This is a genomic window from Acinetobacter sp. YH01009 (genome assembly GCF_013420765.1).
GTDB classification, from domain to species: Bacteria; Pseudomonadota; Gammaproteobacteria; order Pseudomonadales; family Moraxellaceae; genus Acinetobacter; species Acinetobacter amyesii.
In genome coordinates, this window is record NZ_VOYE01000016.1 from 75,969 (window position 1) to 92,322 (window position 16,354).

Annotated in this window: 14 protein-coding genes and 2 pseudogenes; 10 read left to right on the forward strand and 6 right to left on the reverse strand. The window is 43.2% G+C overall.

From position 1 onward, the window contains the following. The 4 genes from ssuD (at position 1) to FTT76_RS14375 (ending at position 3,775) form a co-directional block, all read left to right on the forward strand. Entirely contained in the window at positions 1-1,176 is a 1,176-nt protein-coding gene (ssuD, locus tag FTT76_RS14360; protein WP_180054143.1) for an FMNH2-dependent alkanesulfonate monooxygenase, read from the forward strand. Next, positions 1,176-1,991 (forward strand): aliphatic sulfonate ABC transporter permease SsuC, encoded by an 816-nt coding sequence (gene ssuC, locus FTT76_RS14365; protein ID WP_078190647.1) that lies wholly within the window; start codon positions 1,176-1,178, stop codon positions 1,989-1,991. The genes ssuD and ssuC overlap by 1 nt, the downstream gene beginning before the upstream one ends. Positions 1,992-2,001: 10 nt before the next feature. Then, entirely contained in the window at positions 2,002-2,808 is an 807-nt protein-coding gene (locus FTT76_RS14370; RefSeq protein ID WP_078190648.1) for an ABC transporter ATP-binding protein, read from the forward strand. A 346-nt stretch (positions 2,809-3,154) separates the two neighbouring features. After that, positions 3,155-3,775, forward strand: a complete 621-nt coding sequence (locus FTT76_RS14375) for a TetR family transcriptional regulator C-terminal domain-containing protein (protein WP_180088650.1) — start codon at positions 3,155-3,157, stop codon at positions 3,773-3,775. A gap of 69 nt (positions 3,776-3,844) precedes the next feature. Here FTT76_RS14375 and FTT76_RS14380 read toward each other — a convergent pair whose 3' ends face one another. The 3 genes and pseudogenes from FTT76_RS14380 to FTT76_RS14390 all read right to left on the reverse strand — a co-directional run bounded on the left by FTT76_RS14380 (position 3,845) and on the right by FTT76_RS14390 (position 7,004). After that, entirely contained in the window at positions 3,845-4,411 is a 567-nt protein-coding gene (locus FTT76_RS14380; protein ID WP_180088648.1) for a 5'-nucleosidase, read from the reverse strand. Positions 4,412-4,528: 117 nt separating this feature from the next. Next, positions 4,529-5,605, reverse strand: a complete 1,077-nt coding sequence (locus tag FTT76_RS14385; RefSeq protein ID WP_180088646.1) for an aromatic ring-hydroxylating dioxygenase subunit alpha — start codon at positions 5,603-5,605, stop codon at positions 4,529-4,531. Positions 5,606-5,864: 259 nt separating this feature from the next. Beyond that, positions 5,865-7,004 (reverse strand): annotated as a pseudogene (locus tag FTT76_RS14390) (TDT family transporter). Between the two features lie 208 nt (positions 7,005-7,212). Between FTT76_RS14390 and ribF the strand changes: the two are divergent. From ribF to FTT76_RS14415, 5 genes are all read left to right on the forward strand, one after another. After that, positions 7,213-8,214, forward strand: coding sequence for a riboflavin biosynthesis protein RibF (gene ribF, locus FTT76_RS14395; RefSeq protein ID WP_168379800.1), 1,002 nt, complete (start codon positions 7,213-7,215; stop codon positions 8,212-8,214). Between the two features lie 63 nt (positions 8,215-8,277). Next, entirely contained in the window at positions 8,278-11,124 is a 2,847-nt protein-coding gene (ileS, locus tag FTT76_RS14400) for an isoleucine--tRNA ligase (RefSeq protein ID WP_180190600.1), read from the forward strand. Further along, complete coding sequence (lspA, locus tag FTT76_RS14405; protein WP_078190655.1) at positions 11,117-11,656, forward strand: signal peptidase II; 540 nt, start codon at positions 11,117-11,119, stop codon at positions 11,654-11,656. Before ileS ends, lspA begins: the two co-directional genes overlap by 8 nt. Then, positions 11,649-12,131 (forward strand): peptidylprolyl isomerase, encoded by a 483-nt coding sequence (locus tag FTT76_RS14410; RefSeq protein ID WP_078190656.1) that lies wholly within the window; start codon positions 11,649-11,651, stop codon positions 12,129-12,131. The genes lspA and FTT76_RS14410 overlap by 8 nt, the downstream gene beginning before the upstream one ends. Before the next feature lie 145 nt (positions 12,132-12,276). Continuing rightward, positions 12,277-12,819, forward strand: coding sequence for an NADPH-dependent FMN reductase (locus FTT76_RS14415; protein ID WP_180051195.1), 543 nt, complete (start codon positions 12,277-12,279; stop codon positions 12,817-12,819). A gap of 326 nt (positions 12,820-13,145) precedes the next feature. Here the strand turns inward: FTT76_RS14415 and FTT76_RS14420 are convergent, their stop codons facing one another. Further along, the gene (locus FTT76_RS14420; protein ID WP_180190601.1) at positions 13,146-14,435 is read right to left on the reverse strand and encodes a glutamate carboxypeptidase; all 1,290 of its coding nucleotides are present in this window, start codon (positions 14,433-14,435) and stop codon (positions 13,146-13,148) included. A 490-nt stretch (positions 14,436-14,925) separates the two neighbouring features. Further along, a complete protein-coding gene (locus tag FTT76_RS14425) occupies positions 14,926-15,321 on the reverse strand; it encodes a tautomerase family protein (protein WP_180051169.1) in 396 nt (131 codons plus the stop codon). Between the two features lie 383 nt (positions 15,322-15,704). On the opposite strand from FTT76_RS14425, the gene FTT76_RS14430 reads away from it, so the two are divergent. Further along, positions 15,705-16,232, forward strand: a complete 528-nt coding sequence (locus FTT76_RS14430) for a hypothetical protein (RefSeq protein WP_180051166.1) — start codon at positions 15,705-15,707, stop codon at positions 16,230-16,232. 32 nt (positions 16,233-16,264) lie between these two features. Here the strand turns inward: FTT76_RS14430 and FTT76_RS14435 are convergent. Continuing rightward, a pseudogene (locus FTT76_RS14435) lies at positions 16,265-16,354 on the reverse strand (IS5/IS1182 family transposase); the annotation flags it as partial.

Consider the following 16,354-nt stretch of genomic DNA (forward strand, 5'->3'; position numbering starts at 1 on the left):
ATGAAAATTTTCTGGTTTATCCCTACCCACGGTGACAGTCGCTACTTAGGAACAAGTAAAGGTGCGCGCCAAGTCGATCATGCCTACATGAAGCAAATTGCAGTAGCGGTGGATAATCTTGGCTATGAAGGCGTTCTGATTCCGACAGGTCGTTCATGTGAAGATCCATGGCTTACAGCTGCAAGCTTGATTGATGCCACTAAAAATTTAAAATTTCTAGTCGCGCTACGTCCGGGGGTGACAACGCCTGCACTGACTGCACGAATGGCTGCAACATTTGACCGTTTATCTGGCGGCCGTATCTTACTGAACTTAGTCACAGGCGGTGATGAGCAGGAACTCAAGGGTGATGGTGTCTATGAAGATCATACGACGCGTTACCAAACTGCTGCTGAATACACCACCATTTGGCGTGAAATTTTAACCCGCTCACATACCGGTGAAAGCTATACCTTCCATGGCGAACGTCTGAGTGTGGACGATGCCAAATTACTCTATCCACCGGTACAAAAACCGTATCCACCACTATGGTTTGGCGGTTCGTCAGAAGCTGCTGTTGAACTCGCAACGGATCAAGTTGACACCTATTTGACTTGGGGTGAGCCACCTGCTGCGGTAAAAGAAAAAATTGCAGTGGTGCGTGAAAAAGCCAAAGCCAAAGGGCGTGAACTGAATTATGGCATTCGTTTGCATGTCATTGTACGCGAAACCAATGAAGAGGCATGGAAAGCAGCTGAAGAGCTAATCCAATATGTCGACGATGCCACCATTGCAGCCGCGCAAGCCAAGTTCAAAACCATGGACTCTGTAGGGCAACGCCGTATGGCTGAACTGCACAATGGCGACCGTAGCAAATTAGAAGTATCGCCAAACTTATGGGCCGGTGTTGGATTGGTTCGTGGTGGTGCAGGTACGGCACTCGTTGGTGATCCTGAAACTGTAGCCGCACGTATTCAAGAATATGCCGATCTCGGGATTAGCACCTTTATTTTCTCTGGTTACCCACACCTAGAAGAGTCTATCCGTTTTGCAGAATTGGTGTTCCCACTACTGCCATTGGAAACACGTCAAAAATTGGTTCAACCAAACTTAACAGGCCCATTTGGTGAGATTGTCGCGAACAACTACACCCCAGATGAAAATAAAAAAGCTGAAAAGATTCAGGAGCCGGCCTAATGTCCAAAACTGTTTCTGTTGAAACCTTCAAAGCACCGAAGGTTTCACGTGGAACACAACTCGGGCAGCGTTTGCTGCCTTGGTTGTTTCCTATTGCATTAATTATTGTGTGGCAAATTGCCTCTGTTACAGGGCTGTTAGAAAGTCGTATTTTGCCTGCGCCAAGTGCGGTGGTGGTGGCCTTTTGGAACTTACTGATCAGTGGTGAACTGTGGAAGCATGTTCAAATCAGTGCGGGTCGGGCTTTGGTCGGGCTTTTAGTCGGTGGTGGATTAGGTCTTTTTTTAGGGCTGCTAAATGGTTCATCAAAAACAGCATCAACCCTACTCGATACCACGCTGCAAATGATCCGCAATATTCCTGCTCTTGCCCTGATTCCCTTGGTGATTTTATGGTTTGGGATCGATGAATCGGCCAAGCTGTTTTTAGTCGCTATTGGCGTATTCTTTCCCATTTATATCAACACCTATCATGGCATTCGTTCTGTAGACCCTCAACTGATTGAAATGGGCAAAAGCTATGGTTTGAGTGGCTGGCAACTGTATAAAGAAATTATTCTGCCAGGGGCGATGCCGTCTATTTTGGTTGGTCTGCGTTTTTCACTCGGTCTCGTTTGGGTTTTATTGATTGTGGCAGAAACCATTTCAGCACAAGCCGGCATCGGTTATATGACCATGAATGCGCGCGAATTCCTGCAAACCGACATCGTCTTGGTCGGGATTTTATTGTATGCCCTACTCGGTAAATTGGCCGATGTACTGGCTGTTGCCTTAGAAAAATATTTACTCCGTTGGCACTCGGGTTACCAAAAATAAGGAGCATTTGATGACCGATTTAAGCATAAGCCGTCATGCAGACGACTCAACCCAACCTCAGCGTTCTTCTGTCGAGGATATCAACCCCCATGCGGTGTTGGGCGCAGAGATCCTGATTGAACAACTACACAAATTTTATGGCGATGTTAAAGTCCTTGAGGACCTTGACCTGCATATTCAACCCGGTGAATTCTTGGCGATTGTCGGTCGTAGTGGCTGTGGTAAAAGTACCCTGCTTCGCCTCATCGCCGACTTAGAAAAACCGAGTTATGGCGAAATTAAATTTAAGTCTGCACGTCATATTCGTGAAGGCATCACAAGTGATGATATTCGTGTGATGTTCCAAGACCCTCGCCTCCTGCCTTGGCGTAGCATTGAGAAAAATGTACAACTTGGTTTAAGCAAAGACCAACACGCCAATGCTACAGCACTCCTCGAAAAAGTCGGTTTAAAAGACAAAGCGGGGCTTTGGCCAACACAGCTATCAGGGGGGCAACGTCAACGTACTGCACTGGCACGTGCTTTGTCACATAAACCACGCATTTTGCTGCTAGATGAACCACTGGGTGCGCTCGATGCCTTAACACGTTTAGATATGCAGAATTTGATTGAAAAACTCTGGACTGAACAAGGTTTTACCGCAATTTTGGTCACACATGATGTAAGTGAAGCCGTGCAGTTGGCAGACCGTATAATCTTGCTCGATAAAGGCCATATTGCCAAAGAATTTCGTGTCGATTTGGCCCGCCCACGAAAAAAAGGCATTGAATTTACTGAACTTGAACAACAAGTCTTACAAGCAGTCTTGGCCACTTAAGCTATACATGTGCAGGAAATCATCACTTAAACCGTATGACTTCCTGTTCTGTTCCAAAGCAATATCACAATAAAACCATGTATAGCATTGAGGGCGATTTATCGTCTGTTGACAAATACATCACAAAAATTACGACAAATCATATAAATCCATGACTAAAAATAATGATTTATTTAGATTTCACCCTAAAATGATTATTTGAAATATTATGGCATTCGTTGTATTTATTTGACCGTTGAACAGAATAAACTGCCAAAATTCATAAAATTAAAAACGATGATTGTGCACAAATCTGTTGATTTGCCGTACAATTCAATATTCCCTTTTCATTTTCTTAAAAGAGCTAATGGAACAAAAAAAGAGTACCCAGAAACGCCACCAGTTGCTCAGTGCAGCACTGGATGTCTTTTCCCTGTATGGCTTCAATGGCGCCAGCTTGGATGAGATCGCACAGATTGCAGAAATGCATAAATCGAATATTTTCTATTATTATGAAAATAAAGAAGCGCTTTATGTTGAAGTTTTAACAACGGTTCTACAAAAGTGGCTTGCACCGCTACAAATGTTGGAAGCAGACCTTGAGCCTGAAGAAGCGATCACCAATTATCTATTGCAGAAAATTGAAGTATCTCGTACGCAACCGAAAGCCTCACGTTTGTTCGCACTTGAAGTCATTCAGGGCGCACCACACATTCTTGAAATTTTAAAAGGCCCACTAAAAAAATTAGTGAAACGCAAAGCCAAAGTCATTAGCAACTGGCAAGAGCAAGGCAAAATTTCAAAAGATATTGATCCAGAACTTTTAATTCTGAACATTTGGGCAATTACGCAAAACTATGCTGACTTTGCTACCCAAATGGAAATGGTCACTGGAAAAACCTTACGTAATCGCAGTATGCAACAACGGATTATTCAACATACCGTTCATATGATGCTTTACGGTGTAATTCCACGCCCAGAAAAGTAAATTGAGTTGGGTCGAATTGGCATACGACCATAGCTTTCTATGGTCGCCGACCGAAATTAGCTAAACGCCTTATTTTACTGTTTGATATAATTCCAATAATTTCTTTGCGCCGAATAATAAATTTTCTTCCCAATCCAGATGTGCTGTGTCATTCGCACCATCGGTAATATATTTTACCGACACAAAGCGAATACCCAGTTTTTTACATACTTTAGCGATTGCGTAGCCTTCCATATCGACAAGATTACACGGTACTTTCGGCAGCCCAGTTTCAAAGCTGTCGCCTGTACCACAAATTCCTTTAGGCAAATGGCTAAACATGCTCTCTGGCTGAATTTCAGCAGGATGATCGGTATCCATCGGCGTCACCCCCACATCAAAACCCAAAGGCGATACATCCATATCCCGTTGTACAAATTGAGCTACTTCAACCAAAGCATGTGCATCAAAATGTGAACTTCCCGCAGTGCCCAAATTCAGCAAAGTATGACATCCGGTTTTTTGAATCACATCAAAGGCTTTAAATGCGGCATTGACTTTACCAATACCACTGTAATGCACTTCAATGCCTGCAGCTTCAAATAAGCCTTTAGATTCACTCGGCAGGGCCATAATTAAAGCGATTTGCTGACGCATAGCGGTCTCCTCAAATTGATGCCTTCATATAGCATACATTTGCACGTGCGCAGAAAAAATCATCTTCAAAAATCACATTGCTCAGAAAATAAATTCCTCACGCAGATTTGAATGCTATCAAATTTGAAATTGCATCGGACGTTTGCCAATAAAAGATGGTGCCAATTGTTGGTCGTGACGTAAGGCATCTAAAATCTTCTCTAAGGCAATATGTGCCATATCCCCTCTCACACTATGTGAATGGGTCATTGGCATATGCTCGATGCCCGCTCTTCGCGCTGACAAAATTTTAATGTCTTGTTTGTTGACCACCCAAGTATAGGCATTCACAGCCGGCATCAATGCCTTAGACAACAATTTTGGAATCGGAAATTTATAACTGACACAGGTATAAACCCGTGACTCATACGGCCCCACAGGGCTAATCAGACTATTAAACACCATGCCCGATGGCTCTCCCCAATGGTATTCCACCAAGGTAATATTCGGCGCGATAAAACTGTCGCGGTGGACCTGTTCAGCACCATGCGGATTGGTCAGCCATGGCATCCTGCCGACATCTGCATCATGGTCATGATAGTCAACGACTACTTTGCGCGGCCCCACATCTATGGTGGCATCCACGGCTTTTCCCGACTCTGAACGAAACCAGCCTTCATGCACAAATATGGTATGGGTCACATCCATAATATTTTGTGCAACAGCGCCCATCTCACCATCATAACTGCCGACCATGTAATAGCTGACCCAGCCGGCTTGATCATAAAACGGTAATTTAAATATTTCTGGGCGTTCCTGTTTGGGCTTTTCACCGAGATAAATCCATACCACCCCATCTTGCTCACACACATCAAAACTACGCTGTTTAAAGGGATGCGGTTTTTCTGGAAAAAACTGCCCATTGACACTGGGAATATGCGCCACATGGCCATCACCCTGATACGACCAACCATGATATGGACATCTCACGCAGCCATCAGTCATTTTACCCTGAGACAAAGGCACACCACGATGCACACATTGATCGAGCAATGCAGCGGCTGTTCCATCTTTTTGTCGGAACAGAACAATTTTTTTACCATACAGGGTGGCTGAAAAAGGTTGATCTTTTTTGAGTTCTTTAGAGGTACAAGCGACGTACCACTCTTCTAATAATCCTTTGGCATCATCCCAAAAACTGGTTTGATTACACATAATTCAATCCTTATTTTTATCTTTTTTGTTTTAATCCATATGCCTTGCTCTAGTTCCTATACTTCAAGCAAGTTTATATCTCGAAGCCAATTGATCTCTTGAAAATACGCGCAAATTTTATACATGAATGTTTTGCTTGGATAGCAAAATAACGTAACTGCATCACACGCTTGCACAAGCTCTATATTTGTTTGCTGAAATCCGTCAAAGCCAACGCGCTATAGTTTTCTTCAACGGATTTACATTCACCCGACATCATTTAAGATGCGCTCTGAGCATCACAATACGCTTTTAAACACGGAGAAAAAATAAGCTACCGCGATAAAATCCTTGTATGGTTTTCAGCATCACCAATAACCAAAGCGTACAGAGCAATACTGCAAAAAAAGTACCGAACTGTTGAATAGCGTGTAATTGCGTCTGTTCCGCCAAATGGATGACCGCCAAACTAAAAACGCCGAATGGAAACGTCATCGCCCACCACCCGAGATTAAAGGGTAAATCTCGCAAATGTTTTAGCGTGATGAGTATAGCGATTCCAAACCACCATACACCAAATCCAAGTAGAACAAGGGCTGCGAATACGCCGCCTTGAAGCAACACCTGTCCTAAATCAACCAAATTTACTACTGTCAAAATACGCGGGGCTTGCTCTCCCAAAAGTAACAGCGCTAAAGCCCCTGTCCCAATCGGTCCTAAGGCCAACCAACTGCTGATCGCCATATCCTTGCTTGGCAATTGATGTAAAGCTAGACGCAGCAACAAGATGCTTAAGATGGCAAATGCTGGAAATACTGAGATTCCCCAAAGCAGATAACTCCCCAGCAAAATATGGACAGCATGAGCCTGTGCAGGTAAATGCGCCAACAATAAACCGCCTGAACTGGCAGCCACCTCGCAAGCCACTATCGGCAATAACCATACTGCGGTCATGCCTTGCAGCGCATGTTGCTGACGACTAAACATCAGAAATGGAACACACCATGCAATCGCTATTGACATCAACACATCGACATACCATAAATATTCAGCCCATGTGATGATGCTCATGCCCAAAAACTCTGTGTATAGCGTGGTGCCAAATTTCAATGCGCCATTGATCAGGGTTGCCAGTGCCATGGGGATCGCCCCAAGAAATAAACTCATCACTGGATGCTGGAAAATCTGCTTGTGGGTACAATATCCATCGGCTGAGATACATCCCACTAAACAATATGAACAACACGATGCTGATCTGCCACAGCGCTGCTCCGAAGGACCACATCCACTGCGGCGCCACCGCTATAGATGGTAAAATGAGGGCCACCACACCTGTGCCCATCACCACCGTAAACCAGTTTGGGGTGAAATGACGAATCAAGTCTTGTTTATGCTGGAGTTGATAAAATGGCATTTTCATCGCATGATGCTCATCAAAATGGAATGTCTATAGTTTAAGCACACCATTAAATAAGAAAAATTGATTAATATTTATTTTTATAATTTATTTTATTGATATTGAATTCATCTCTGCATAAAAAAACTTGAGTAAAAACACAACAACAAGACGAACGCAGAAGATTATGGCAATATATAGCCCTCAAACATTTTCAACAATTGATTCGCCCATGAAGCTGCTCCGTCTGAATGCTTTAGCGCCCCACTTAGAACTCCCCAAAACTGCCGTGACCATTGGCAATTTTGATGGTGTACATTTGGGTCATCAAGCGATGGTCAGCCAGCTCAAAGACATAGCACAGCAACAAAACTTAAAAACAGCTGTGATGATTTTTGAGCCACAACCGCTTGAATTCTTTAAAGCTTATGATGCACCGCCTCGAATCAGTTCACTACGTGAAAAAGTCGAATATTTAACTGAACTGGGCGTCGACTATATTGTGGTGGCGAAATTTGACAATGCCTTTCGTAATCTCAGCGCCGAAGAATTTGCCGATATTTTAAAAAATAAACTCAATACACAAAGTTTAGTTTTGGGCGAAGATCATCACTTTGGCAAAAACCGCCAAGGCAATAGCGAATTTTTACGCCAATACGGCTTCCAAGTCACAGCCCTGCAAAATGTCGAAGTCGATGGTGAACGTGTCAGTTCAACACTGGTTCGTCAGACATTACAAGCAGGTGACCTTGCCCATGCCGCAAAACTTTTAGGTCGTCCTTATAGCATCACCGGTCGTGTGCAGTACGGCGATCAAATCGGTCGCACCATTAATTTTCCTACCATTAATGTGCGTTTAAACCGTCATAAACCTTGTTTAAATGGCATTTATGCAGTCGATGTCATTTGTGAAACCGAATCTTTAACAGATAAAGTAAAAAACGAAAATGCTGACAAATTAGGGGTTGCAGGTTATGCACCCTCTGCCCTGTTTGGTGCAGGGCATGTTGGTACGCGTCCCGCGATTAAACAGGAACATCCTGAATGGCGATTAGAAGTACATTTTCCTGATGTTTCTGCTAATCTGTATGGCCTGTTAATGCGGGTGACGTTCTTGAACTTTTTACATGGCGAAAAGGACTACCCTTCGCTTGAAGCACTGAAAGCCGGAATTGATGACGACGTCGAAAAGCTCCTTGAGTTTCGAGGTCAGCACCCTCATTTCCCCTTTTAAACCCCGATTATTTATTGTAAAACGCGTCAGTCAACGGGCTGATAAATTTGGAAGACAACTTGCATGAGCGATAAGCAAAATCCTGAAAATGCAGTGGATTATAAAGCCACGCTAAACCTCCCAGGTACTGAATTTGCGATGAAAGCAAATCTCGCAGTACGTGAAGCAAAATGGTTAGAAGAGTGGTATGCCGACAACATTTATCAGCAGATTCGTGCATCGCGTATTGGCAAGAAAAAATATGTGCTTCATGATGGCCCTCCATACGCAAATGGCCAAATTCACTTAGGCCATGCGGTAAACAAAGTCCTCAAAGACATCATCATTAAAAGCCGTGTAATGGACGGTTTTGACGCACCGTATGTACCAGGCTGGGACTGTCACGGTCTTCCAATCGAACTGAAAGTTGAAGAAAAAGTCGGTAAAGTCGGCGTGAAAGTAGATGCCTCAACTTTCCGTAAAGCCTGCCGTGAATATGCTTACACCCAAGTCGAATTACAAAAGAAAGACTTCGTGCGTATGGGCGTATTTGGTGATTGGGACAACCCATACCTCACCATGAACTTCAAACAAGAAGCCGACATCGTTCGTTCGCTCGGTGAAATTGCCAAAGCAGGCCATATTGAGCCGGGTCTTAAACCAGTCAACTGGTGTTTAGACTGTGGTTCTGCCTTAGCTGAAGCTGAAGTGGAATACGAAGACAAAAAATCAGATGCGATTGACGTTGGTTTTAGCGTTGTTGATTTAGCTGATTTATCTGCACGCCTAGGTGTTACAGTTAGCGATTCTACAGATATCGTGATCTGGACAACTACGCCTTGGACTATGCCTGCCAACCAAGCGGTTGCTCTACACGCTGAACTTGAATACCAATTGGTGAAAGCAACTGGCGAAGACAAAGCAGCGCAAAACTTCATCCTTGCAAAATCATTGGTTGAATCTGCAACGCAGCGTTATGGCTTTAATGCAGTTGAAGTGATTGCTGAGTTTGCTGGTGCAAAACTTGAAAACCTAGTACTACAACATCCGTTAATTGCTGAACGCCAAGTACCAGTAATCTTAGGTGAGCATGTAACTGATGGCAGTGGTACAGGTGCTGTACATACCGCGCCAGGCCATGGTGTGGACGACTATAAAGTTGGCCTACAATACAACCTGAAAGTCGACAATCCAGTCGGCGGCAACGGTGTATATTTACCGAGTGCGCCAATTTTTGCAGGCGAACACATCTACAAAGCCAATCCAAAAATCATTGCTGCTTTAACCGAAGCAGGCAAACTTTGGGCACATGTGGTGATCAAACATAGCTACCCACATTGCTGGCGCCATAAAACACCGATTATCTTCCGTGCAACACCGCAATGGTTTATCAGCATGGATGCAAAAGGTTTACGCCAAGGTGCATTGAACGCGATTGAAAATGACATCAGCTTCGTACCGGATTGGGGTAAAAACCGTATCCAATCGATGATTGAAGGTCGTCCAGACTGGTGTATCTCACGTCAACGTACATGGGGCGTGCCGATTCCATTCTTCGTGCATAAAGATACTAACGAACTTCACCCACGTACGCCTGAGCTGATCGAAGAAGTAGCGAAGCTGATTGAACAAGAAGGTATTGACGGTTGGTATAACCGTGATGCATCTGAGTTTATCGGTGCAGATGCAGAGCAGTACAATGCGGTTCGTGACACTCTAGACGTTTGGTTTGACTCTGGAACAACACACTTTGCAGTACTTCGTGAACGTGAAGAATTGCAAGACCCTGCTGACTTGTACCTTGAAGGTTCTGACCAACATCGTGGCTGGTTCCAATCTTCATTGTTAACATCTATGGCGATTAATAACCGCGCACCGTACAAAGGCTTATTGACTCACGGCTTCGTTGTGGACGAAAAAGGCCGCAAAATGTCGAAGTCGATCGGTAACGTGATCACTCCGCAAGACATCATTAAAGACATGGGTGCAGATGGCCTACGTTTCTGGATTGCGTCTGCAGACTACCGTTATGAAATGACTGCAGGTAAAGAAATCTTCAGCCGTGCATCAGATGGTTACCGCCGTATCCGTAATACGTTGCGTTTCTTGTTGGCTAACTTGAATGGCTTCAAACCATCGACTGATGCTTTGCCTGTCGATCAATTGATCGCACTGGATCAATACATCTTGCAACGTGCTGCGGAAGTACAAAAAACTATTCAACAAGCTTATGAAGATATGAACTTCCATATCGTGACTAGCGCATTGACCAACTTCTGTATTAATGACTTGGGTGGTTTTTACCTCGACATCATCAAAGACCGTCAGTACACCACCAAAGCAGACTCAGCAGCGCGTCATTCTGCACAAACGGCGTTGTATCACTTGGTTCAGGCCTTTGTCCGTTGGATGTCTCCTATCTTGAGCTTTACCGCACAAGAAGCTTGGCCGTTGATTCCAGAGCAATCTGAGAAATATGTATTTACTGCGGAGTGGTATGACATTCCTGTAGCCTCTACAGCGAATCTGGTGACTGAAGCTGAATGGCAAACCTTGATCACCGTCAAATCTGCAGTAAACAAGTTTATTGAAGCTGCACGTACTGCAAAAACTGTGGGTTCAAACTTGTCTGCCAAAGTTGAACTTTGGGCCAATGCTGAACTGAAAGCTGTTTTAGACAAATTCGGTGAAGAACTGCGTTTTGTCCTCATCACCTCTCAAGTGATTGTTAATGAATTTGACGCAGCACAAGGCGAAGCCTCTGACCTTGACGGTTTAAATGTCAAAGTCTCTGGTGCTGACGGTGAAAAATGTGCACGCTGCTGGCATGTACTGCCAGATGTGAATACACATCACGAACATCCAGGTCTTTGTTCTCGTTGTATTATTAACCTTCCTACAGGTCAAGGCGAAGAGAGAAAATATGCCTAATCCACAAGAAAAAAAGGGCTTCTTTCAATTCTACCCACACAATTTAGTGTGGGTGGGCTTATCCATTGTTGCCATTATTTTGGATCAATGGACCAAATGGATTGCAAGTACACATCTGAACTACGCAGATCCTGTACCTGTCATGCCCTTTTTAAACTGGACATTACTACATAACTATGGCGCTGCCTTTAGTTTCTTGTCCGATGCCGGTGGATGGCAACGTTATTTCTTTACTTCACTCGCAGGACTTGTGTCTGTCATTTTTGTATTTTGGCTCATGCGTATGCCAAAAAACGTGAAAGTCCTTCCAATTGCCATTGCCCTGATTTTAGGCGGCGCAATAGGCAACTTAATTGACCGCGTATCTTTAGGTTATGTGGTGGATTTCATTCACGTGTATTACAACAACAGCCACTTTCCTGCATTTAATATTGCAGACAGTGCCATTACATTAGGCACGATTCTGCTTCTTATCGATACGTTTTTCTTAGAAAAACACCGAATTCAACGTGCGGAAGCGCAAAATGACTGATTTTATCAATCCTAACGAGGAAACTCGTATTGAAGAAGGTTCTAAAGTAGACCTTCACTTTTCTGTTGCTATTGAAAATGGCGTAGAAATTGACAATACCCGTAGCCGTGCTGAACCTGTCAGCCTTGTCATGGGTGATGGCAGCTTATTACCGGGTTTTGAGAAAGCTTTATTCGGTTTACGTGCAGGTGACCGCCGTACTGTGAGCCTTCCTCCTGAAGATGCTTTTGGTCCATGGAACCCGGAAAACGTACAAAAATTTGATACTGTCAAATTTGAGCAACGTCCTGTTGAAGGCCATATGATTGAGTTTGAAGATAAAGCCAAACAAAGTCTGTATGGGGTGATCAAAACTGTAGGTGAAGACATTACCGAAGTGGATTTCAACCACCCTCTAGCCGGTAAAAATATCACCTTTGAAGTTGAAATTTTCAAAGTGACCCCTGCCGGTCAACAAGGCGTAAAACTGATCTAAGTTTCAGCAAATGAAAAGCTCCTTCGGGAGCTTTTTTTATCACTATTTTTATAACTATCAATCGACTCGATACATTTTCTGTATATGCAACGGACCGAATTCATATTAATTTAATGCAAAACTTTAAAACAAGACGGGAAATATGATGAAACTGCATATTATTGTCGGCAGTGTCCGCGAAGGCCGTACGGCAATTAAAATTGCCAACTGGCTACTTTCAGAAATCGAAAGCTATGACTACAGTACCGTAGAAACTGAAATTGTCGATTTAAAAGAATGGGATCTGCCAATTTTTGCAGGCGCACATCCGCCATTAACAGGAATTTATGACCAACCCAAACAACAAGTATGGGCAGATAAAATCGCGCAAGGCGACGCATTTATTTTCATTAGCCCTGAATATAACCACGGTTATAGCCCTGCACTCAAAAATGCGTTGGATTACCTCGGTAAAGAATGGGGCGGAAAACCTGCAGCATACGTTAGCTATGGTGGCACCAATGGTTCACGTTCGATTGATCAAATTCGCCAAGTGGCAACCCAATTGGGCTTAATTGACAGTAATGCTGTGGTTGAAATTCGTGACATTTTCACGCGTAATCAAGCAGATAAATTCGAACCGAATGAATTTGATAGCAAAGCGGTTAAAGCGATTTTCAAAAAATTACTGCAATATGTGAGTGCTTAATTCTTGCCGTTCGCGTGATAAATGCCGCCTTTTGTAGGTTCAGGCTTACATTATTTTCGGCAGATGGCAGCTATACCCCATGCATCATCCACGATAAAGTTAAAACATACAGAGACAGGATGTCACTGAACATAAAACAACAATGATAAGACTAAGCAGGAAGCTTACGGTAGGACAGGAGTTATACCGCTAGAATGAATCTGAAAAAAGCCTCGACAGGATGTCGAGGCTTTTTTCATTTCAAATGCTACACAAGAATAGCTCTAACATGAGCCACAACCGAACTCAGGGCCATGGCTCAATGGGTCTCACCCAATCGGATACGATTACTTTTTAGAACTCTCCACAATTAAACGCGTCACCAGGTACAAACGCGGTACGATAGAATCTGTCAAAATATATTCAGCTTTATCTGAATGTAATCCATCACCTGACATGCCTAGTCCCTCAATGATCGCGGCTCTCGAACTAACCCCAGCAAAAGCGGCATCAGTACCACCACCCCAAGCGGTCGTTTCAACTTTCATCGGCAGCTTTAATTCGTTTGTGTAAATCTGCTGGGCTGTCGCGGCCAATTTTTTGGCTTGTGGACTGGCTTCTAAAGGTGGTCGACGGACTTCAAATTTGACCTCGACCTGACTTTCCGCCAATTTTTTGGTTTTGACTTTTTGCTTCAAGGTTTTTTCCAACTCAGCAAAATCTTGTGGTTTTAAGGAACGAGCATCTGCCTGCGCTGTCGCATGGTCAGGAATCACATTTCGGGTTTTTCCAGCCGTCGCAACAGTCCAATTCAGCTTTAAACCCGTTTTCGGATTGGATAGATTTTCTAATTGTTGAATCTGAAAAGCCAGTTCTGTCAAGGCATTGACCCCTGCTTCAGGTTTTACCCCCGCATGCGAACCCCGCCCTTTAATATCTAAATAAGCCGCACCAATCCCACTAGTGGCTAACATCAAACTTCCCTCTAAACCACCGGTTTCAAAGGAGAGGACAACGTCCTGATTTTGAGCTGTATCCATAATCAATTGGCGCGAGCCGGGTGAACTGATTTCTTCATCTGAATTAATTAACACCGTAATGGTGCCGTAATCTTGGTACTTCAGCTGTTTCAGCATATCCAAGACATGAATCACTGCAGCAACACCTTGCTTGTCGTCCAAAATACCTAAACCATAGGCTTTATTACCATCTATACGAAACGGTTGACCTTGCAATTGGCCCTTTTGATACACCGTATCATTATGTGCCAACAACATAATGTTCGTTTTACCTTTGCCTTTCAGTACCGCTTTTACAATCGGCCCTGTCTGATCTGGCGCACCATCGAGTTTCATGATGTCTTTGGGCTGAATCACGTTCACCTCAGCCCCTGTGGCTTTTAATTGCTCTGCGACCACCTTGGCAATTTGATTCAAACCCTCAATATCTTTACTGCCAGATTCAATATTGACCAAGGTTTTCAAGGTCTCTAAATAACTGTGTTTTTGACTTTCCGCAATTTTCTTAATCTCTTGTGGAGATGCTGCCCAATTTGCTGAAGCACTAAGCGCAATGGCACAACCTAATGCGAGCTGAAGTTTTGACGTCGTCCGTTGTTGTGTAAGTGTTCTTAGCATCGATCTTATTCCCTGTATATTTTTCATTATGAATTTTTAATGTCTGATAAATTAGTTCACCATTCAACCAATTAATCGCAAAAATATGTAACACCGCTGATAAAGCTTTTAGTCACTTCAAAACCAGCTTCCAGCTGTTTTAAAAGCGGTTTAGATCGATTTGGAAACATAGATCTAGCATTCGAGAGCCTAGCTGCTATGCAATGCCTTGAAGGAACGGTCAGAATTAAAATTTAAGTGTTGTACGTTTTGGCTTACATTAGATGCGGATAATAGACACTATTCACGTTATTGGATTACTTTTATATTAAGGTCATACAGCGACAGGATGTCACTGAACATAAAACAACAATGATAAGACAATGAGCAGGAAGCTTAACGGTAGGACAGGAGTTATACCGCTAGAATGAATCCGAAAAAGCCCCGACAGGATGTCGGGGCTTTTTTCGTTTAGGCGATGTGAAAGCAACATTCCATGTATTTGCACAGACTAAACATCGACCTGAAAACCTAAATCGACATCACAAGCGGCTTGACCACCTCGTATCCCCCAATTTTCTAGAGGGCTTTCACGTAAGGTAATGATGATATGGTCGGCCGGAATGCCAAATTCCACCAAATTTTGCACCAGCATTTGATATAACTTACGCTTGGTTGCCACGGTTCGTCCCGCAAAACAATCGATGGTGATATGTGTAAAGCGCTCAGGCTGCGTCAAATGATCAAGCACCTGAAACCGATGTAGCGCATGCACTTGCAAACGTATATTGCGGTCATATCGAGGCAGTTGAAAACTCTGTTGTAAGGCGTCAAAGACAGCATTTATCAACTGTTGTTCTTGTTCTATGCTGTATTGCATCCGTATATCGATTTGTGTTGCAGGCATGCGCGAAACTCATTGTTGTTATTTAGATCACTACACTAGCAGGATTTAGCGACGTTCTGCTGTAGGCATTTACCTACAGCGCTTGCAGTATTTACGCCTATGGCCTCAACAGCAACGCGCCTATAGTAAGAACATACAGAGACAGGATGTCTTGCAATAAAAATAAATAATGCACATGCAGCAGGAACGCTGATCGGTATGACAGGAGTCATATCTTTAGAATGAATCTAAAAAGCCCTCGATAGGATGCATATTCTTGCCCAATTGGACACTTGATAGTATATCGTACTGGACACAGATTCTTCTTTTAATTGGACACTCTTATTTTCAGACACTCTTTGCATCTAAAACGAAATTTAAACGAAAAAAGTAAAATGATTCCTATGAAAAAAGCGGTTATTGCACTGAGTTGCTTAAGTATACTTTTGATGGCCTGTTCCTCGCTTCTTAATCTAAGTATTCAGAATTCACTAAAAGAAGTGAGAACATCAAAATTCCTAAAAAATGAAGATAAAACAAAAAACATTGGTGGGATTGATGCAAATAGTAATGGTGTGCGTGATGATATTGAGGGATACATAAAGCTCAAATATGGGAATAACCCTGAATTTGTTAGCGTATATATGCAGTATGCACAAGAATTACGAAGAAAGCTGACTTTGGCTAGTGATGATCGTGAGGTCTATCGTAGAGCGTCACACGAAGTTAGTAGAAAAATGGTTTGTGCTGCGGAAATTGACTATAAAGTTGAGCCTGAAAAAATGTATCGGGACACAATGATCATTTATGCCCTGTCGGTGAATACCAAGCAACGTAAGGCTGAAAGTAATCGTATTAGCTCGTTGGTGAGTGGCATGGTATTCACATTACCAACTGAGGAACACTGCAAAATTAATGAATACGTTTATTAGGGTGTGTTGACATTTACAGCCGATAAATTGAGCTAAAGAGGCAACCATATAAATATACAAGCTAAAGCAACAGCGCTTTGATAGTTACGTTTTAGCTTATCGTATCTTGTGGCAATTCCTCT